Source organism: Streptococcus oralis, assembly GCF_024399415.1.
Lineage (GTDB): Bacteria > Bacillota > Bacilli > Lactobacillales > Streptococcaceae > Streptococcus > Streptococcus oralis_CS.
The window spans coordinates 147,501-165,969 of the sequence record NZ_CP029257.1 but is presented as its reverse complement, the minus strand read 5'-3'; the positions used below and the strand labels follow the sequence as shown (position 1 = coordinate 165,969).

Genomic DNA, 18,469 nt, shown 5'->3' with positions numbered 1-18,469 from the left:
ATTTTACATGTATTTACTTATTTTTTCAAGCGCTCAACATCGCGTGCAATCACCAATTCTTCATCTGTTGGAATAACCAAGACACGGATTTTCGCTGCGTCAGTTGAGATGTCTCCCGTTACGCCAAAGACGTTCTTTTCTGGATCCACATCACAACCAAACCAAGAGATACCTGAAATGACATCCTCACGAACCAAAGCTGCATTTTCACCGATACCTGCTGTGAAGATAATCGCATCTGCTCCATTTAGGACTGCAAGGTATTGACCGATATGTTTTTGGATACGATCGACATACATTTCATAAGCCAAAGTCGCATCATGGTCTCCTGCTTCCATGGCAGCAATCACATCACGCATATCGCTTGACTGACCAGAAACTCCCATAAGGCCTGATTCACGATTGAGAACGCGACTAATATCTTCAGGCGTGTTAAAGTCCTCTGTATATTGCATGAGATAAGGGATGATAGCAGGGTCAATATCTCCTGTACGAGTTCCCATCATCACACCGCCAAGTGGTGTGAATCCCATAGAAGTATCTACAGACTTCCCACCCTTAACAGCTGTGATAGAAGCCCCGTTACCAATATGGCAGGTAATCAATTTCAAGTCTTCTAGAGGACGACCCAAAAGTTTCGCTGCTTCTCCTGCGACAAACTGGTGACTTGTCCCGTGGGCACCATATTTACGAACCTTGTTTTCTGTGTAGTATTTAGTTGGTAGAGGGTAGCGATAAGCCTTCTCTGGCATGGTTGTGTGGAATGAGGTATCAAATACGACAACACTGGTAATATCTGGAAGCAATTCCTTAAATGCGCGGATTCCAGCTGCGTTAGCTGGATTGTGAAGAGGAGCCAAGAGCCCCAATTCCTCAACTTTTTCTAACACATCTCCCTCAACAACTGTTGATTCCTTGAAATATTCACCACCTGCAACGACGCGGTGTCCGACACCTGTAATCTCATCGTACCCTTTAATGATGTCAAAACGAATCAAGTCATCCAATAAAATTTTAACGGCTTGTGTATGGTCTTCGATATCAAGAATTTGTTGCTCCGAACGACCGTCAAATTTTACTGTTGAAATTGAATCTTTCAATCCAATACGTTCAATCAAGCCTTTAGCCAAAACTTTCTCTTCAGGCATTTGATAAAGTTGCCATTTCAAGCTTGAGCTTCCTGCATTGATTGCAATTGTTTTTGTCATAAGATGATACCTCTTTTTAAGCGTTTTCATCTATTATAACAAAATCTCTTTTATATTTCAGTACCTTTGCTCCAATTTTGAAAATTTTCTTTAAAGGTCAACAAAACTGACGGATCCTGCAAGCTAGTAAGAGGGTAGACAAAGGGTTCTATTTCCTTATCTCTTTTCTTCTGTAAAACAAAAATACTTTTAGCTTGGCTTGCAGTTGAGAAAATATCCTCTGGCAGAGCGATGACAGCAGCCAGACTCACTTCGTCTTTGAGCCACCCTTTTAACAAATCACTTTGAGGGCTGGTCAATAAATCACTCGGAGCTAAAAAAATAGCATAGCCATCTGACTTAAGGTACTTGAGGCCTTGTTCCATCAGCAAATGATGGGCATAGGTATGCTCTTGACTAGAAGACACTTGATAGCGCGAAGCGATGGCATCGTCTGGGTAATAGCCAACAGGCAAATCGCTGATGACCACGTCGCTTTCTTTAAGCATTTGCGGACGAACGGCGTCTCCTTGAACAAAACCAGCCTGCAAACCAATCACATCTGCCATACTGGCTGCCAGATCAATTAGCAAATCATCCACTTCGATTCCCAAGTAATCTACTTTTTTAGCAAGAGAAGTCAAGAAAGTAGCCCCCAAAATCCCCATACCAGAACCCATTTCGAGGATGCTAATTTCCTCTTGTCCAAACAACTCTTCCACAATAAGTACCAAGAGGAGAGCAATGGCATCCGGTGTAAACTGGTGATTGGCCTGTAAAGGCTCCGTTTGTCCTGCCTTCATCAAGAGAAACTGGTAGGTCTTGAGCCACTCTTCCTTGCGAAGCGCTAAGCGCTTAAGGGCTTGATTGTTCTCCTTGACCTGCTCTAGCTCAGTCTCGCCATCTAGGTAGATACTATTTTGCTCTACCAAGACATCATAAAAGTTGGTTGCCAAATCACTTTGGATGACTTGGATATTCTCTAGTAAATACGTATAAGCTTGTTCAATTTTTTCAAAATCCATATTCCTATCTTATCAAAATTCCCCTATTTTTTCCATCTGAAGAGAAAAAATCACTGCTTTAGTCAGCGAGTGATTTTTGGGCTACAGTTAAAAAGAGCTCTGCGTAATTTCCTAGGAAAAGACCTTCAGCACTATAGAGGATCTGACTGTCAATGCTCGAAAAACCAAACTGGTCGAGTTTGGTTTCCAGTTCAGGCAATTCAAAGCCATGATGGTTGGTATCTGTCTTGACAAAATCAGCAATGAGGACTTGTCCATTCTCTCTAAGGTGTTGGTGAAACATGGCAAGAGTCGCATCTAAATCAGGTATATGATGAAGAACCCGACTGACAACAATTAAGTCAAATTGCTGCTCCAAGGGATTTGTCAGTAAATCCTGCTCCAAAAGTTGAAGATTCCTGATTTCTTGCTCTTCTGTTTTCAAACGGGCTTGCTCCAGCATTTTCTCCGAGATGTCTACAAGGGTAACAGACTTAGCCTGCTTGGCCAGGGGCAAAGCTACCAGACCCGTCCCACCACCGAAATCCAATATTTCCTTGTCTGATAGAAAATCAATCTGTTTTTCAACTGCCTGACAAACCAAGTTTGCAAGAAAGATATTTTTGGGCGAATCAAAGGTTTCTGCTTTGTGATTAAAATCGTGTTTCATGCTTTTAGTGTAACACAAAGAAGTTGAATTGCCTAGGAATTGGCTTTCTTTTCAGGCTTTTCTTCTGATTTTTTCTTCCCTGCTTGATTGCTTGAATCAGTCGCTACCTCTTCCTTTTTAGCTGTTTTCTTTTCTTGGATTTTCATCAGAGGAAAGAGAAATTCATAGTTGCCCTTATTCATACGAACACTTGTTGCAAAACCTGTTTTCGTATTTTGATACGTGACTTTTCCTAAGTTGAAGACTCGTTCCCCACTTTCTTGCTCAGCCTTATCTTTACTTCGCTTGGCCATGGCAAAAGCAGCAAACTTTTCTTTGTTTAGGGTATAGTCTTTGTGATGGGCGACCTGCCGATGCAAATAAAACTGTAGCAATAGACTAAAGATGGCTGCCATGGTGACTGCATATAAAAGGACACCTGCCTTAACTTTTTGCTTTTTCCACACGATAGATGAACTCCCTTTCTAAGCCCTTTTGAAATTGGAAACGAAAGCGAACCAATTGATTTTCTTCTATAATCTGTGCTGATTTGAGTCCATAAACCATAGGTTGGTAGCCCCGTCCGCTGCTATCGGTTTTCCGAAAATCATCTGATTTGGACTTGCCCATAGCGATATCCTTGCCATCTTGCTTCACATAGAGGTGATTGGCTTCCACCTTTTCAAACTGCGAACGCTCTAACTCAGTCTCTAGCTGGTCCACAAACAAGAGCCACTCCTTTTGCTCGCTTTGCTGCTGGTAACGAACTTCTGAAATGAGGAGCTGACTCATAGCTTGAAAGAGGAGCAAGCCTCCGCTAATGACGATAAGGGCAATCAGAGATTCTAAAAGAGTGAACGCTCTTACCTTACTGCTCTTTAAGGTTGAGCAACTTCTCTGAACCATGGTAGACCTCCAATCCCTTTTCACTAGAAAACACCTGAATCTCCACTCCGTTTATGTTTACCTGATTTTGACCTGTCTGCAGAGCCATCTTCGCCACACGCAAGACTTCCTCTTTTTGCAAGATTTCTGCCTCTTCTTGTCTATTTTTCTGAATTTGTCCCAAGAGGAGGGTTGCAATGCTGGCAAAAACGGCTAGAGCAACTACTGCTTCTAGTAAAATCACTGCCCTAATTTTTTGTTTCCTTAATGCGTTTAATTTTTCCATTTCCTAGATATAATTGATAACGAATCGCTCCTTTGCTGGTCTGAAATTCAACCTTAGCCAGGGATGAATTGCCCCCAGCTCGGTCAAATATAATGCTTTGTCCCGATGGTGCCTGAATCCCTTTAGGAACGGTCAAGTTTTGATTGCCATTGCTGATCGTCTGTCCATCTAAGTTCAAGCTGGTCTTTTGCTGACTGGCTACACTGCGTTTTTGTGTTTCCCGATAGAGTTCTTCAAACTCCATAAAGAAAATCTGCTCTTCCACCACTGCAAAACTGGACTGAACAGAACCGGACAAGCCCAAGGCAAGGATACTCACAAGTCCCAAAACCAAGAGACTCTCAAGCATAGTAAAGGCCTTAATCTGCAACAGTTTGACTTGTTTTTTGTTTTGCATGGTAGTCTTTATAAGCTTTAGCTTGCTCAGCTGTGATACGACCGTCCGCTTGTAATTTGCTGAGGCTGGCATCATCATTTTTATCTAAACGATAGAGTTCTGCCTGGCTTTCCACAACCTTGACAACAGCAGCTTTTCCTTTGTCATCGACGGCATCCTTTTGCTTGGTCAAATTGGGTACAAAGAGCAAGAGAAGAACGCTGATGATTAAAAGAACGACTAACATTTCTACCAGAGTGAAAGCTTGAACCTTGACTTTTTTTAATTTTGTCATGAGTTTTTTCATTTTAAAAATTTACCTCCATATTTTGATACATGGGCATAAGCATTGCCGCATAAAGTAAAACGATAATCAGGGCCACAAAAATAAAAACCAGTGGCTGTACTAAGTTCATAGTGCGGTTGACTCGGGTAAAAAATACCTCCCAAGTTTTCTCAGCATAGATTTCCAACTCGCTCCCCAGCTTGGACTTGACTTCCCCATACTCGATGATGAGACTCAACTCCTTTTTAAAGTAAGGATAGGTTGCTATGGTTTGAGAAAATTCCCGACCATTTTGCAGGGCTTGAGCCAGATCTTGACCAATTTCTTTAAAGAGCTGGGAACCTTGTTCCTGCATGATCTGAAAAATCTGCATCAGCTCCATCCCCTGTGAAATCATATTGCCCCATTCACGCGCGTAATAGGCCGTCAGATAGGTCTGAACAAAGATTCCTAGAAAGGGAATCCGCGCTAACATCGAGAAGACCCGCATCTTGGAACTTCTTTTGTAAAAAGTGAGGGCTAAAAGTAAAGATAGAGAGCAAACCAACACTAGTCCCAGAAATATTTGTGGCAGATTGCCGATGATTTGAGTGGCGATATTGCTACTGTCCAGTTGGGGGAGCAAATAATTCCTGAGCCCCAACATGATTAGCAGGAGAAATCCCAGCAAAATCAGGGGATAAGTCGCTACTTCAATTAACTTCTTCTTGACCTTGGACAAATTATCCAGATATTCTTCTATCTTCCCCAGACTCAGATGGAGATTTCCATGAACTTCAGCTAGAGATAATTGAGTCACAATAGCACTTGAAAAGCCCAAACTTTCCATCATTTCTGAGAAGGATTTCCCCTGAGACAAGCCTTGGTGCATCTGGGCCACATAGTCCTTTTCCAGCAAAGCACTTCTGCCCAAGAAAGAAATAATTTCCACCAAATGAAAGCCACTGGAGAAGAGATTGTTAAACAAGGTAATGATTTTCTTCTGCTTAGCTGTAGCTAATTTTTTCCGTTTCAGCCTGAAGACTTGTGATATGTCCATCTTTAAGAAGCTGATCAATCTGCTCATTCCAGCTAGTTGGCTGGTGTTCTTGATAGTCTTTGTTTGCAAAGTCAACGATTCCTCCTCCCCCAATTAATCTCTGGTAGCAGACTCCTTGCAGGACAACTGCTAGTTCCTCCTCCGTCACACCCAACTCCAGAAGGCGTTCATAAACACCTCGGATACTCTTGGCATGAATGGTTGAAAAGACCGTCGCCCCTGTCAAACTGGCTCTGACCACTGCACGCGCTGTCTCGCTATCACGAATTTCACCGATAATCAAGAGGTCAGGACGATGCCGAAGAGACAGTTTGATCAGATTTTCATAGGTCAATCCAATCGCCTCATTCAACTGCAACTGGAGCATGTCGTCCTGCTTGATCTCGACAGGATCTTCAATGGACATAACCTGCTGTCCTTTAAACAGAGACTTGGCTAATTCGTGCATCAGAGTCGTCTTGCCACTTCCAACTGGACCCGCAAAAAGGTAGAGCCCCCGTTGCCTGTACTGCTCACCCAGTTCGTTCATATCCTGAAACCAGAAATGCAGGTCCTGTTCCTCATCGTGCAACAAACGAATGACCAAACTCTCATATCCCCGATAATCTCCCACGGTAGACAAACGCAGAGAAGACTTCTTCTCCCCATGCTGATAGTCGCAAGACCCCAGCTGACTACGCCTCTTCTCTCCTACGTTCATACCCGCCACAAATTTAAAATGACTAATCACAGCAGCTAAAACATCAAACTCATAGGAGTCAACTAGACACCGTTCGTCTCCAACCCGCATGTGAAGCTCGTAGGACTTTTCCTTGGGGATAAGATAGATATCCTGGGCCTTCTTTTCTTTCGCAGTAGCAATAATTTTCTGTGCAATTTCTTGTACCATATCGCCCTCCTTATCTAACTATTCGCAAAAAAATAAAAAAAGCAACTTAAAAAGTTACTTTTTTATCTCCATTTCATACGGCAAGAACGGTGTTTTTCTTGACCTGTTTGTTTTTCGTAGCCTGGACGTAGCTTTTCATCGGGGATGACTTGCTCATCCTGCAAAAGTGCCAAAGAATGGTACTGTTGCAAATACTCATCACACTCATCACACCAGCGCTGATCAGCAGGATCCCAAAAAATAGTCATCAAATCACTCCGACTCTTATAAAGAGGATTCTTCTTTTCCAGCTCAAACCAGCATGATTTATAATATTTTAGAGCATCATAGTACTTGTCAAAAGATTGACTCATGATGACATCTTCTTCCCAACCTTCTATGAACCACCACGGTTCAAAATCCCCATACATTTCTATAACACGATACATTTTCACTACTTCCTTTGTACCGTATATTATAACGAATTTTCTAGAACAATGAAAGGATTTTGCTTGCCTTTCCCATCAGGAAGACTTCTTTAAATACCTTTTCAGCCTATCATAAAAATAGGAGTCCTTTATTGACCCCTATTTTTTATCTTCTTAGGCTTGATAACGTTTCACACCATCTAGGTAGGTTGCTACCAATTCCAAATCTTTATCCAGTACGATAAAGTCAGCGTCATAACCTTCACGGATTTGACCACAGACATCATCGATGTGAACAGATTTTGCTGGGTTGAGGCTAGCCATCATGACGGCTTCATGCGGATTCGCAATGCCCCATTCGACCACATTTTTCAAACCATCTTTGAGTTTGAGGATAGAACCTGCCAAATTGCCTGTCGATTTGAGGCGAGCAGTTCCATTAGCAACTACTACCGGGAATTCTCCCAACATGTAGTCACCGTCGTCCAAACCACCAGCTGTCATACAGTCTGTGATAAGGGCAATATTTTCAGTTCCCTTTTGCTTGAGCAAAATGTCACAGGCCTTTGGATCTACGTGGTGACCGTCACAGATCAACTCTGCATAGGTATGTGGCAATTCATACATGGCTCCCACCATACCGAGCTCACGGTGAGTCAACCCACGCATTCCGTTGTAGGCATGTACCCAAACACTCGCTCCAGCATCTACTGCTTTTTTAGCTTCATCAAAAGTCGCATTGGAATGTCCCAGAGCAACAGTCACTCCTTCGCCCGTAATCGTACGAACAAAGTCTTCTACACCTTCGCGTTCTGGCGCAAGGGCGATTTTATTGAGCAAGCCATTGGCTGCTTTTTGCCAAGCACGAAACTCATCCATACGGGGGTCTTTCATATAGGCAGGGTTTTGAGCTCCCTTGTATTTCTCTGTGAAATAAGGCCCTTCAAAATAGATCCCACGAATCTTGGCTCCACTTGCTTCCTGGTAACGAGCACCGATATTTTCAGTTACCGCAAGCAACTGCTCGTAAGAGGAAGTCAACGTCGTTGGCAAGAAGCTGGTAACACCCGTGCTAAGTAGACCTTCACTCATGGTATGAAGGGTCCCTTCGATGTTATTGTCCATGACATCGACACCGCCAAATCCATGAATGTGGGTATCCACAAGTCCTGGGGCAATGCTATAACCTGTATAGTCAATCACCTCAGCTCCTTCAGGAATCTGTTCTACATGTTTGCCAAACTTGCCATCCACAAGTTCCAAGTAACCGCCACGACGAACTCCGTGTGGGTAGAAAAACTGATCCGCTTTAATATAATTAGGCATAATGATAACCTCCTTGATAGATTGATTCTAGAATTTATTATGTCAATTACATTATAAACCTTTCTTTTTCATTTGTAAATGGTATAGACCTATTTTCTAGAGATATTTTAAAAGAGCTGGATTTCTCCAACTCTTTAATTTTATTTTGATTTTACAGGCAGTTCTTGAGCAGCCTTAACAGCAGCTGCAATCGTTTCTGCGTATAGCTTAGCACCTTCTTCGAGCTTGCTATTGTCATTCCCAAAGTGGACTTGGTCGGTTCCAGCCCAGATTTCAGGGTGTTCCTTAGCAACCTTATTCCAGTCAGCTATGCTCACGTAAGGATTCTTTTCAGCTAATTCCCGTGCATAAGCCGCATACTGCTCCACTGATGTGTAAGTGTCCTTGCTCTTGTCTCCCTCATAAGGTGTCACCAGTATCAGATGGTGTCCTTTCGGTAGATTGTTCACGATGCTGTCCAAATCATTCTTATAGCCTTCAGGATTATTGACTCCCGTTGCAATGACAACTGTTTTTAGCAGCGCCTTGTTCTGACTGTTATTGAGCATAATGTCATTGGCTTGCTTGGTCGTTCGACTAACCTGGGCATTGATATTCGCTTCAGGAAGTGCCTCTTGTAAGGCTGTATTGGCACGCAAGGCTACCGAATCACCTATTAGGCTTGTTCCATCAGAAATTCCTAGACGACTCAGTTCAGCTTGTTCAGCAAGAGTCTTGGTTTGTCCTATATTGGTCTGGGCTTGTTTGAAACCATTGACCATCAAGTCTGTCTCAAAAGCTCCAACTTGAGGAGCCACAGCTATGATAATCAAGGCAATCAGGGTAAGAATGCCAGCAGCACCAGCACTAATTGGTTTAATATGAGGCAATAGACTAATCTTCCGTATTAAAGGATTAGATTTACCAGCAATTAATGGCTCAATAATATAGAAGGATAGGATAGCAAAGAAATAAGAAAAGATGATTGTCAGAATAACAGCAGGCAGATTACTCATCAACTGAGAAAAGATAATATAAAAAGGCCAGTGGAAGAGATAAACCGCATAACTGGTATCCGCTAAAAATGTAATGATCCGAGGTTCTTGTATCTCAGGCGTTTTCTCATGCAAGACACGCGCAGCAAAAATCATGGTCACTGCCGCTAAACTTGCTAGCAAGAAGCCAAATAAGTACGCAAACAGGTAGGTGAACTTGACAAAGAAAGTCAAGAGCACTAACACCAAAAACCCTGCAGCAAATACCAGTAGATTCTGACGAAGATCCCACATCCGGTCAAACTGCTTGACTAAATCGCTCGTCTGACGAACCCCCACAACTGTCGCCAAAATACTTCCTAAAAAGAAGGGATAAACATGGGTTAAACTTGAAAAGTAGACAGATGAATAGGAACTCGCCATTAGACTACCAATAAACATGGAGAAAAAGCTAATGATAAAAGCTCCAGCAGAAAGGAGAAAGACCATCCCTCTCAATTGACTACTAGATTTTGAACGTTTCGATAAGAACCAAACCGCTAAGCCCCAAAGGATATAGTAGTGAACCTCAACAGCTAGACTCCAGTTGTGAACAAAGAGATGCGGAATGAACTGGGATTCATAACTTCCCCCTGTTAACATTTCGTAGAAGTTGGTCATAAAACCGAGAACTCCAGCAATCTGGCCACCAATTCCAGCAACATAGTCTTGACGAACCAAGAAAGTAAAAGGCATGGTCACTAAAACCATCAGCACCACAGGTGGTACGATACGATAAAACCGTCTCTTAAAAAATCCAAGTAAATCAATCTGGCGTGCCTTCCAAAATTCCTCTAAAAGGAGGGAGGTGATCAAAAATCCTGAAAAAGTGAAAAAGACATCTACCCCAAAGAATCCTCCAGGAAAGATCGTTTGAAAGAAGTGGTACAAAAGCACCAAAAGTAAACCTGTAATCCTAATCAAGGAAAACCATTTAATACGCATACGAGTCTATTCTCCATTAAATTAGGAAGCAAAACACCACCTAATTTCCATTCCATTATACTCCCTATTCTATCAAAAAAATAGGAAAAATCCTAAGAGAAAACTTAGGATTTTGGCATTCTATTTTTACACTTTAAAAATTGCGTCCTGACTTGTTGTAGCCATATTTTTCTACAAAATACTCACGAAATTCCAAGAGATTATCATCCATGATGGCTTGACGCACTTGCTTCATCAGGTTAAGCAAGAAGTAGAGATTGTGGTAACTAGTCAAGCGGATACCGAAGGTTTCATCAGCCTTGAGCAGGTGACGAAGGTAGGCGCGTGTATAGTTCTTACATGTGTAGCAATCACACTCAGGATCCAGTGGCGTAAAATCTTCAGCGAATTGGGCATTCTTGACAACCAAACGACCTTGGCTGGTCATACAAGTTCCGTTACGAGCGATACGAGTCGGCAAGACACAGTCAAACATATCCACACCACGAATGACCCCATCAATCAAGCTATCTGGCGCTCCCACACCCATCAAATAGCGAGGTTTGTTTTCAGGAAGAAGTTGAGTTGTGAAGTCCAAGACTGCATTCATTTCTTCGTGCGTTTCTCCTACTGCCAAACCACCGATAGAGTAGCCAGGGAAGTCCATGCTAACAAGGTCGTGAGCTGACTGACGACGAAGGTCTTCAAATCCCGCTCCCTGTACAATCCCAAACAAACCTTGGTCATGTGGGCGACGGTGAGCCTTCAAACCACGCTCAGCCCAACGGCTAGTACGCTCGATTGATTTCTTAACGTAGTCATAGGGTTGGTAAAACTGAGGACATTCATCAAAAGACATCATGATGTCGGAGCCTAGATTGTTCTGAATAGAGATGGCTTTCTCTGGTGATAGGAACATCTTGGAGCCATTGAGATGGTTTTTAAAGGTTACTCCTTCTTCGGTGATATTTCGGCTATCAGCTAGGGAATAGACCTGGAAACCACCACTATCTGTCAAAATTGGTTGGTCCCAGTTCATAAATTTGTGGAGACCACCTGCGCGTGCGATGAGTTCATCTCCAGGGCGAAGCCAGAGATGATAAGTATTAGACAGGATAATTCCTGATCCCATCTCCTTCAACTCCTCTGGTGACTGAGTCTTGACAGTAGCTTGGGTCCCAACTGGCATAAACATAGGCGTTGGAAAGGTACCGTGCGGAGTGATGATTTCTCCCAGACGAGCTCCCGTGTGTTTCTCTTTCTTAATCAAACGGTATTTGATTGGTGAATCTGACATTTTCTACCTCCGAAGCTGGGAAAGACAGTCCCAGTTCATACTTTGTGCCCAAAGGCATACTGTATGATTTTATCAAAAAAACTAGGAACTGTCACGAACTATGGTATAATGAGAGAATGAAATACCCAAAAATTGATTTAAAAACCATTCGTCTGCAGACGAGGCAATTTCAGGCTGAAAATCCCCGCCTCTTTCTCGTCTATCTCTTACCTAGTATACTGGTCATCTTATCAGGCTTTCTCAACCCCTTGGCTCGTCTCCAAGAAAGTGTTTTAGAGCAATCATTTTTCAGCATGCTAGCACAAGTGCTCCAAGCCTATCTCTTCCCGCTAGTGGTTTCTTTTATGAGCACGATTTTTCTAGCAGGTGCTGCTTTTGCGACACTCCGACTCCTCAAGGATCCTGATACAGAACTCTCAGTAAAATCAAGCCTGGCCCTCTTTGCTGAAGAGCGCTTCTCGCAAACCTTCCTAACTCTGCTCCTCAAACGTTTCTACCTCTTTTTATGGAGCATTCCAAACTTAGTAGGCGTTTATTTTCTCTTTTATAGCAATCTCTTGGCTCGGAGATTTGTCTCCCTACATCCTGAATTTCCAAAATTAGACCTCTCATCCCTTGAAACAGAACAATTCCTTATGACCTTTGGCCTCTACTTTTTCGCGAGTCTCATCTTGATGATTGTAGGGAACATCCTCTACGTTCCACAACATTATGCCTACTCGCAGGTAGAATTCCTCCTCTGCGACACTCTGGATTTAGGACAGGCTAAACCCCGTCAAATCCTGAAAACCAGCCGTTTCTTGATGAAGGGTTACAAATTTCAACGCTTTGTTCTCGATCTACAACTACTCCCTTGGTACTTCCTCAACTGGCTCACTTTTGGAATTGCTAGCTTTTCAATCCTTCCCTATATCCAAAACAATCACATCTTCTTTTACAGAGTCCTACTAGCCCGTAAACGTCGAAATGGATAAGAGCATACAAAAACCAGCGTCTTCAGGACGCTGGTTTTCTTATTTCAAAAGTAACATACTCAGCAGAGTCAAAATAGCAGGCCCACCTTGCTTCAGAATAATCTTCTTGTCTGCTGTTAGAGAACCGTAGGTCGCTACACCAAGCACAAATAAAACAAAGATGGTCACAATTTCCAAGCTTTGCGAAAAATAAATCCCGTACAAGAGAAACACACCTATCAAAGCATTATAAATTCCTTGATTTTTAAATAATGAACTCACTGAAGGACGAGCCAGTTCTTCCTTATACACATTAAACACTCGACTAGTAGCGTCTGATTGCGTAGCCACACTTTCCAAATAAAAAATGTAAAAATGCTCCAAGGCAACGATAGTTGCTAAAACAATTGTAAAAATAGACATATTCTTCTCCTTAAATTTTTATCTCTTCTAAGCCAGATATCAACTTTTCTAACAAGCGACTGAACTCTTCTCGCTCTCCTTGTGTAAGTACACTCTCCATCTGACTCTTTACGTTTATATGGTGTTGGGGAGAGTTGGTTATTAGTTGTTCTCTCGCAAAGTCTGTGACTTCCACCAAAACCTCCCTCTGGTTTTCAGGATTCCGACGTCGATTAACCAAACCTTCCTTTTCCAAAATTTTAAAGTGCCGTGTCAAGGCAGCCTGATCAATCTTCAATCTATCCTGAACTGCTATTTGATTACACGGAGACTGATCGATTAAGAAACATAAGATTTGATAACGAGTCAGACTAATTCCCAATTGGCGTTCAAATAGTTGTGTCATAGACTGATCTGCTAATCGTAGTTGATACAGTAAATCATGGATTGCTACCATAAATCTTTCTCCTTTAAAATTGATTCATCAATTATTGACTTATCAAGTATAATCTAAGGCAAAAGAAAAATCAAGTAATATGCTTACATTCTCTTGAAATATTACTCACTTCCTCATATTTATCCCTTTTATCCTAAAGGAATGACACAAAAAAAGAAGCGAGAACTCAATCAGTTCCCAACTTCCATTTTAATGATTAGTTCATTGAAACGTGAACGTGGTCATAGTGGTTTTCGGTTACGCTACCACGGTCTGGCATTGGATTCCACGTATAGGCTGGTCCATATTTACTATCATATGGAGCGTAGAAACGTTGTTTCCAGATGATATAGTTGATACCACGGCTAGCCATATTTTTGACTGCATATTCCGCGATTTGATCACCAAGTGCTGAACTCACTGGAACCATGAAGTCGATGGCCAAACCTTTACCATGGTCCCCACTGTCACCAGGACGGTAGCCACTAAAGGATGTAATCCCAAACAAGTTGGCTACTTCTTCTTTAAAGGCTGCAGTTTGTGGTTGAAGACCAGCATTCTCAGACTTAGCTACAGCAAGTCCTGCATAGTCAGGAGCCGCTGGAGCTGAATATGTTCTTGAAGGAGTTTGGCTTTGCTCTGCTTGATAAGTCGAAGTTGCAGTGTCAGAAGTTGCTGTTGATGCTGCTTCTTCTGTTGCACTTGATCCTGTTGTATCAGCAGGTGTTTCAGTTGCTGGAGCAGCTGCTACTGGGGCTTCTGCTGGAGTTGTTGCTGCCGTTTCTTCGGTAGCTGGAGTCGCTGCTTGTGGATCTTCTTCAACTGGACTAGTTGTTTCTGCTACTGGTGCTTCCGCTGGAGTCGTTTCAGCTGTTTCTTCAGCTACAGATGTTTCTGTAGATGGTGTCTCTTCAGCAACTGTCGCTGTCTCAGAAACTTCTGAACTTGGCGCTACTTCTGCTGGTTTTTCAGTCTCTGTTGCAGTTGGAGCTTCCTCAATTGGTTGAGAAAGGTCTTCTACTTGAACTGTTTGTTCATCGACTGTCACTTGATTCGTCGTCAAATCAGCTGTCGCAGTCGTCACTTCTTCACTAGCATCTGCTTGAGGAGCTTGGATTTCAACTTCCGTTACCTCTTCTTCCTCATTGACAGTTGTAGTGAGGACAGTATCTGGGAAAATCAAGTCCATATTAGTGATTTTGTTCAAATTAGCAAGAACCGTCACATCTACTCCCAAAGCTTCTGCAATCGTGCTCAGGGTATCACCATACTGAACTGTATAGCTGTTTTTGTTTTCGTTTTTAGTTACGTCATTTTGGATTTGCTCAACGCTACGTGCTGTCCAAGAGATTTCTTGAGCTTTAGCTCCTAATGCGGGAGCAAGAGACAAGGCTACTGTTGAGGCTAAAATAATTCTTTTCTTCATTCGTTCATGTTCCTTTCAAATGAGTACCTGTCTATCATAACACAAAAAAAGCAGAAAAAAAGCCCTCTCGGGCCTATTTAACAGAACTGTCTATTCCTTGTAACAAACTCGATTACTTGAAATAGTTTGTTAGGTTTCTGTCACAAAACTGACACAATTTTCTCGTCACTAATCCTCAAAAATACGAGGAATATTTGCCAGTGTTTGAATCCTGTGATTCCCTTCATAAGACGACTCTAAAAAATTAATGCTTTGAATCCCACTATTCTGGGCAAATTCCACATCCAAAGTCCGGTCCCCTATATAATAGGTATTATTAGGATCCAGCTGATACTTGTCTAACAGATAGTTAGCCGCTTGTGGACTTGGCTTCCGCTCAAAACCGCTCTGACTGGTTAAAATCTCTGTAAAATAGGACTCCAATCCCAAGTCTCTTAGAATGGTAAAGGCATTGTCCCCCTTATGAGTATAGACAAACTGCTGAATCCCTACTTCGTCTGCCCAAGCTAGCACTTCACGCGCACCTGGCATCAAAACTACCTGGGCATTTTTCTCAGCCAGACTTTGGGCACGCACCTGATTGAGTACTTCCGCATCCAGGTTTCTCTCTTCTGTCACCTGCTCCAGCAAATCCTGCACAGAGTACCTGAGGATAAACTCTCTCACTTTCTCCTTATCATAAGGAATAGAAAACTGAGCAAAGGTCTCCTCAATCCCTGACAAAATCGCTTCGTAAGAGTCCAATAAAGTCCCGTCTAAATCCCAAATAAATGCTGTTTTTTGCATTTCCTATCCTTTCAAGCTCATATAACGCTGGTAACGGTAACGTAGAAATAACCAGCGAAAACCATTATCCAAGATAGTCCCTGCCCAAATACCAGGTAAGCCCCAACCAAGAACAACCCCCATCAGATATCCTGTTCCAATGCGGATACACCACATCCCAATGCTTGTCGCATAAAAGGGGAGGCGAGCATTTCCCAATCCCTGCCAAACTGCCGTATATATAACTGTCCCTGTCGCCATGGGGGTTCCTAGTAGAGAGAACAGTGCCACCAAAACGCTCGCTTCGACTGCTACAGGATTGGTCGTATAGAGATGAGTCAATGGTGTCCCCAAGGCATAGATACTGAGAGTTAAGGGCAACATGAGAAGCAGGGAAAGCCAAAAGGTTTGCTTGCTCAAATCATCTACTCTTTCCCAGTTATCCTCTCCAACTGCTCGAGCTACCTGCATGACCGTCGCCGTAGCGACGCCAAAGGCAGGCATATAGTTAAACTGGGTCAAGACTTCTCCGACTGCATTCCCCGCAACTGCCTCCGTCCCAAAAGAAACAACCAAGGCAATGATTACTACATCTCCAGCCCGCATCATGAGACGTTCTCCTGCCGCTGGCAAAGCCAAAGTCAATAGTTCCTTATCTAAACCAAAAGTCGGTTTCTCAAAAGGCAGCTTTAATTGCGACCACAAAATCACAAGACCGGCTAAGCGAGACAAGATAGTCCCCCAAGCAACACCCGCTATGCCCATATCAAGGAGAAAAATAGCTAGACTTGAAAAAAGAATATTCAAGGCATTGGATAAAAGACTAACATAGAGAGGTAGACGCGGATTATGCGTTGCACGAATCAAGGCACCTAGACTCGTCATCAAGCCCAAGAGAACAATCGACCCACCCACCAAAGATAGGTAGAGCCCACCACTCTCGGCTACATCCCTCTCCGTGCCCAAGAGTCCTATCATCTCTTGCCCAGCAAAGAGCGATAAGGCGCCTAAAAGTGCACTCAGCAATAGGGTTATCTTGAGAGCCTCTGTCACGTGATAAGCCAACTTGGACTGATCTTTCTGCCCCAAACTTTTTGAAATAACACTGGAGATAGCAGCTCCTAGAGCGATAAAAATCGCCTGGTAAATGGTGATAATATTGCCAGCAACTGAAACACCTGAAATGGCGATTAAGCCCAAGTGAGCGACCAAGTAACTGTCCACCATTCCCATGAGCATCTGCAAAAAGTTTTCACCCATAGCTGGCAATGCAATATTAAGAATGTCTTTATTTTTCTTAAACAATCTCTCCTCCTGATGAAAAGAAACTCAGTTGGTTTCCCAACCGAGTTTACTCCCTCTGTCTTAAAGTCCTAGATAAGCCTCCACCGCTGCTTGCATGTCAGCAGCTGCCACTGTTGTTTTATGACGAACTGGAGCTGTTTCAAGGCCATCAACCGCTGGTGGCACTGCCACTCCTGAAATGTCATGTAATTGAGCCAAGGCTTCAAAGTCAGTTAAGCCTGCTTTTCCTGTTACCGCTTCTACGGCAACCACTGGGAACTTGTATGGACTAGCTGTTGAAGCAATCACTGTCTTAGTCGCATCCCCAGTAGCCACTTGGTATTTTCTATAAACAGCTGAGGCAACCGCCGTATGTGGATCCTCGATGTAGGCATCTGTTTGATAAACACGTTTAATTTCTGTCGCAGTTTCTTCCTCAGTCGCATATTCAGCTGCAAAGAGTTCCAGAATCGCTGCATCAAAGTCTGTCAATTCATATTGTCCTTGTGTACTCAAGGCATTCATGAGTTCAGCTGTCTTAACCGCATTATTCCCCAAAAGATGAAAAATCAAACGCTCCAAGTTTGAAGATACTAAGATATCCATAGATGGACTAGTTGTCACTTTAAACTCACGTTTCTTGTCGTAAACACGGGTTTTAAAGAAGTCTGTCAACACATTGTTGTCATTTGAAGCACAGATTAATTTGCCAACTGGAAGACCGATTTGTTTAGCATAAAAGGCAGCCAAAATATTTCCAAAGTTTCCTGTTGGTACTGTGAAATTGACCTTATCACCAGCTACAATTTCACCAGACTTGACCAACTGAGCGTAGGCATAAACATAATAAACAATCTGTGGTACCAAACGACCAATGTTCATAGAGTTAGCTGATGAAAATTGCAGTTTATTGGAAGCTAACTTTTCACGAAGAGCTACATCGTTAAACATATGTTTCACGTTTGTTTGCGCATCATCAAAGTTTCCATCAATAGCGATAACATGAGTATTGTCTCCAGTCTGAGTAGTCATTTGCAACTCTTGTACCTTGCTAACACCATCCTTTGGATAAAAGACAATAATCTCAGTTCCAGGCACATCCGCAAACCCTGCCATAGCAGCTTTTCCAGTATCACCAGATGTTGCTGTCAAAATGACAATCTTGTTCTCCAAACCATGCTTTTTAGCGGCTGTCGTCATAAAGTATGGCAAGATAGACAAGGCCATATCCTTAAAGGCAATCGTTGAACCATGGAACAATTCCAAGTTGTATTGCCCATCCAGTTTCACCAATGGCGCAATCGCTGGAGTATCAAACTTGCTATCGTAGGCATTGTTGATACAGTAGTCCAACTCCTCAGCCGTAAAGTCATCTAAAAAGGCTGATAAAACTAATTTAGCCACTTCTTGGTAAGAAGCATCTTTTAATGTGTCAAAGTCCAAATCCACCTTTGGATAAGTAAGTGGTGTAAACAGACCACCATCCGTCGCCAAACCTTGCAAAATAGCTTGGCTGGCAGTTACTGTATTATTGGCATCACGCGTTGATTGATAAACTAATGTCATGAATCTCTATCCTTTATCTATAGTCTCTTCCATTATATCACGATTTTTCAGAAAATTCTCCCTTTATAA

21 protein-coding genes are annotated in these 18,469 nt (G+C 42.6%); 1 reads left to right on the top strand and 20 read right to left on the bottom strand.

Annotation, left to right across the window (positions count from 1 at the left end; all coding sequences use genetic code 11):
- Positions 1-17: 17 nt before the first annotated feature.
- The 14 genes from DG474_RS00865 to tgt all read right to left on the bottom strand — a co-directional run bounded on the left by DG474_RS00865 (position 18) and on the right by tgt (position 11,568).
- The gene (locus DG474_RS00865) at positions 18-1,208 is read right to left on the bottom strand and encodes an acetate kinase (RefSeq protein ID WP_000167792.1); all 1,191 of its coding nucleotides are present in this window, start codon (positions 1,206-1,208) and stop codon (positions 18-20) included.
- A gap of 50 nt (positions 1,209-1,258) precedes the next feature.
- Positions 1,259-2,212, bottom strand: coding sequence for a class I SAM-dependent methyltransferase (locus DG474_RS00860; RefSeq protein WP_255778321.1), 954 nt, complete (start codon positions 2,210-2,212; stop codon positions 1,259-1,261).
- A gap of 58 nt (positions 2,213-2,270) precedes the next feature.
- Entirely contained in the window at positions 2,271-2,861 is a 591-nt protein-coding gene (locus tag DG474_RS00855; protein WP_255778320.1) for a class I SAM-dependent methyltransferase, read from the bottom strand.
- Positions 2,862-2,893: 32 nt separating this feature from the next.
- Positions 2,894-3,307: a competence type IV pilus minor pilin ComGG gene (comGG, locus tag DG474_RS00850; protein WP_139658263.1), complete on the bottom strand. Its 414-nt coding sequence runs from the start codon at positions 3,305-3,307 to the stop codon at positions 2,894-2,896.
- Positions 3,285-3,746, bottom strand: coding sequence for a competence type IV pilus minor pilin ComGF (gene comGF / locus DG474_RS00845; RefSeq protein WP_255778319.1), 462 nt, complete (start codon positions 3,744-3,746; stop codon positions 3,285-3,287). Before comGF ends, comGG begins: the two co-directional genes overlap by 23 nt.
- Positions 3,709-4,011 (bottom strand): competence type IV pilus minor pilin ComGE, encoded by a 303-nt coding sequence (gene comGE, locus DG474_RS00840; RefSeq protein WP_255778318.1) that lies wholly within the window; start codon positions 4,009-4,011, stop codon positions 3,709-3,711. The genes comGF and comGE overlap by 38 nt, the downstream gene beginning before the upstream one ends.
- Positions 3,974-4,408 (bottom strand): competence type IV pilus minor pilin ComGD, encoded by a 435-nt coding sequence (gene comGD, locus DG474_RS00835; protein ID WP_255778316.1) that lies wholly within the window; start codon positions 4,406-4,408, stop codon positions 3,974-3,976. The genes comGE and comGD overlap by 38 nt, the downstream gene beginning before the upstream one ends.
- Positions 4,371-4,694, bottom strand: a complete 324-nt coding sequence (gene comGC, locus DG474_RS00830) for a competence type IV pilus major pilin ComGC (RefSeq protein WP_255778314.1) — start codon at positions 4,692-4,694, stop codon at positions 4,371-4,373. The genes comGD and comGC overlap by 38 nt, the downstream gene beginning before the upstream one ends.
- Before the next feature lies 1 nt (position 4,695).
- The gene (gene comGB, locus DG474_RS00825) at positions 4,696-5,712 is read right to left on the bottom strand and encodes a competence type IV pilus assembly protein ComGB (RefSeq protein ID WP_255778313.1); all 1,017 of its coding nucleotides are present in this window, start codon (positions 5,710-5,712) and stop codon (positions 4,696-4,698) included.
- Entirely contained in the window at positions 5,660-6,601 is a 942-nt protein-coding gene (gene comGA / locus DG474_RS00820) for a competence type IV pilus ATPase ComGA (protein ID WP_255778312.1), read from the bottom strand. The genes comGB and comGA overlap by 53 nt, the downstream gene beginning before the upstream one ends.
- 62 nt (positions 6,602-6,663) lie before the next feature.
- A complete protein-coding gene (locus tag DG474_RS00815) occupies positions 6,664-7,029 on the bottom strand; it encodes a DUF1033 family protein (protein WP_000286399.1) in 366 nt (121 codons plus the stop codon).
- Between the two features lie 153 nt (positions 7,030-7,182).
- Complete coding sequence (gene nagA, locus DG474_RS00810) at positions 7,183-8,334, bottom strand: N-acetylglucosamine-6-phosphate deacetylase (protein ID WP_001134441.1); 1,152 nt, start codon at positions 8,332-8,334, stop codon at positions 7,183-7,185.
- Between the two features lie 140 nt (positions 8,335-8,474).
- Entirely contained in the window at positions 8,475-10,292 is a 1,818-nt protein-coding gene (locus DG474_RS00805; protein WP_255778311.1) for an acyltransferase family protein, read from the bottom strand.
- 133 nt (positions 10,293-10,425) lie between these two features.
- On the bottom strand, positions 10,426-11,568 hold the full coding sequence (gene tgt / locus DG474_RS00800) for a tRNA guanosine(34) transglycosylase Tgt (protein ID WP_001285237.1): 1,143 nt from the start codon (positions 11,566-11,568) through the stop codon (positions 10,426-10,428).
- A 116-nt stretch (positions 11,569-11,684) separates the two neighbouring features.
- Here tgt and DG474_RS00795 point away from each other — a divergent pair, with 116 nt between their 5' ends.
- Positions 11,685-12,542, top strand: a complete 858-nt coding sequence (locus DG474_RS00795; RefSeq protein WP_255778310.1) for a DUF975 family protein — start codon at positions 11,685-11,687, stop codon at positions 12,540-12,542.
- A 39-nt stretch (positions 12,543-12,581) separates the two neighbouring features.
- Here DG474_RS00795 and DG474_RS00790 read toward each other — a convergent pair whose 3' ends face one another.
- The 6 genes from DG474_RS00790 to thrC form a co-directional block, all read right to left on the bottom strand.
- A complete protein-coding gene (locus DG474_RS00790) occupies positions 12,582-12,944 on the bottom strand; it encodes a DUF1304 domain-containing protein (protein WP_255778309.1) in 363 nt (120 codons plus the stop codon).
- A gap of 10 nt (positions 12,945-12,954) precedes the next feature.
- Complete coding sequence (locus tag DG474_RS00785) at positions 12,955-13,380, bottom strand: MarR family winged helix-turn-helix transcriptional regulator (RefSeq protein WP_255778308.1); 426 nt, start codon at positions 13,378-13,380, stop codon at positions 12,955-12,957.
- Positions 13,381-13,576: 196 nt separating this feature from the next.
- Positions 13,577-14,785, bottom strand: coding sequence for a LysM peptidoglycan-binding domain-containing protein (locus DG474_RS00780; RefSeq protein WP_255778307.1), 1,209 nt, complete (start codon positions 14,783-14,785; stop codon positions 13,577-13,579).
- Positions 14,786-14,953: 168 nt separating this feature from the next.
- The gene (locus DG474_RS00775; protein ID WP_255778306.1) at positions 14,954-15,571 is read right to left on the bottom strand and encodes an HAD family hydrolase; all 618 of its coding nucleotides are present in this window, start codon (positions 15,569-15,571) and stop codon (positions 14,954-14,956) included.
- Positions 15,572-15,574: 3 nt separating this feature from the next.
- Positions 15,575-16,855 (bottom strand): MATE family efflux transporter, encoded by a 1,281-nt coding sequence (locus DG474_RS00770; protein ID WP_255778305.1) that lies wholly within the window; start codon positions 16,853-16,855, stop codon positions 15,575-15,577.
- A 60-nt stretch (positions 16,856-16,915) separates the two neighbouring features.
- On the bottom strand, positions 16,916-18,400 hold the full coding sequence (thrC, locus tag DG474_RS00765) for a threonine synthase (RefSeq protein ID WP_255778304.1): 1,485 nt from the start codon (positions 18,398-18,400) through the stop codon (positions 16,916-16,918).
- Between the last annotated feature and the right edge of the window lie 69 nt (positions 18,401-18,469).

Excerpts from the sequence above, each read along its gene's own strand:
- DG474_RS00865 (WP_000167792.1), bottom strand. The coding sequence starts at position 1,208 with ATGACAAAAACAATTGCAATCAATGCAGGAAGCTCAAGCTTGAAATGG.
- DG474_RS00860 (WP_255778321.1), bottom strand. The coding sequence starts at position 2,212 with ATGGATTTTGAAAAAATTGAACAAGCTTATACGTATTTACTAGAGAAT.
- DG474_RS00855 (WP_255778320.1), bottom strand. The coding sequence starts at position 2,861 with ATGAAACACGATTTTAATCACAAAGCAGAAACCTTTGATTCGCCCAAA.
- comGF (WP_255778319.1), bottom strand. The coding sequence starts at position 3,746 with ATGGTTCAGAGAAGTTGCTCAACCTTAAAGAGCAGTAAGGTAAGAGCG.
- comGE (WP_255778318.1), bottom strand. The coding sequence starts at position 4,011 with ATGGAAAAATTAAACGCATTAAGGAAACAAAAAATTAGGGCAGTGATT.
- comGD (WP_255778316.1), bottom strand. The coding sequence starts at position 4,408 with ATGCAAAACAAAAAACAAGTCAAACTGTTGCAGATTAAGGCCTTTACT.
- comGC (WP_255778314.1), bottom strand. The coding sequence starts at position 4,694 with ATGAAAAAACTCATGACAAAATTAAAAAAAGTCAAGGTTCAAGCTTTC.
- comGB (WP_255778313.1), bottom strand. The coding sequence starts at position 5,712 with ATGGACATATCACAAGTCTTCAGGCTGAAACGGAAAAAATTAGCTACA.
- comGA (WP_255778312.1), bottom strand. The coding sequence starts at position 6,601 with ATGGTACAAGAAATTGCACAGAAAATTATTGCTACTGCGAAAGAAAAG.
- DG474_RS00815 (WP_000286399.1), bottom strand. The coding sequence starts at position 7,029 with ATGTATCGTGTTATAGAAATGTATGGGGATTTTGAACCGTGGTGGTTC.
- nagA (WP_001134441.1), bottom strand. The coding sequence starts at position 8,334 with ATGCCTAATTATATTAAAGCGGATCAGTTTTTCTACCCACACGGAGTT.
- DG474_RS00805 (WP_255778311.1), bottom strand. The coding sequence starts at position 10,292 with ATGCGTATTAAATGGTTTTCCTTGATTAGGATTACAGGTTTACTTTTG.
- tgt (WP_001285237.1), bottom strand. The coding sequence starts at position 11,568 with ATGTCAGATTCACCAATCAAATACCGTTTGATTAAGAAAGAGAAACAC.
- DG474_RS00795 (WP_255778310.1), top strand. The coding sequence starts at position 11,685 with ATGAAATACCCAAAAATTGATTTAAAAACCATTCGTCTGCAGACGAGG.
- DG474_RS00790 (WP_255778309.1), bottom strand. The coding sequence starts at position 12,944 with ATGTCTATTTTTACAATTGTTTTAGCAACTATCGTTGCCTTGGAGCAT.
- DG474_RS00785 (WP_255778308.1), bottom strand. The coding sequence starts at position 13,380 with ATGGTAGCAATCCATGATTTACTGTATCAACTACGATTAGCAGATCAG.
- DG474_RS00780 (WP_255778307.1), bottom strand. The coding sequence starts at position 14,785 with ATGAAGAAAAGAATTATTTTAGCCTCAACAGTAGCCTTGTCTCTTGCT.
- DG474_RS00775 (WP_255778306.1), bottom strand. The coding sequence starts at position 15,571 with ATGCAAAAAACAGCATTTATTTGGGATTTAGACGGGACTTTATTGGAC.
- thrC (WP_255778304.1), bottom strand. The coding sequence starts at position 18,400 with ATGACATTAGTTTATCAATCAACGCGTGATGCCAATAATACAGTAACT.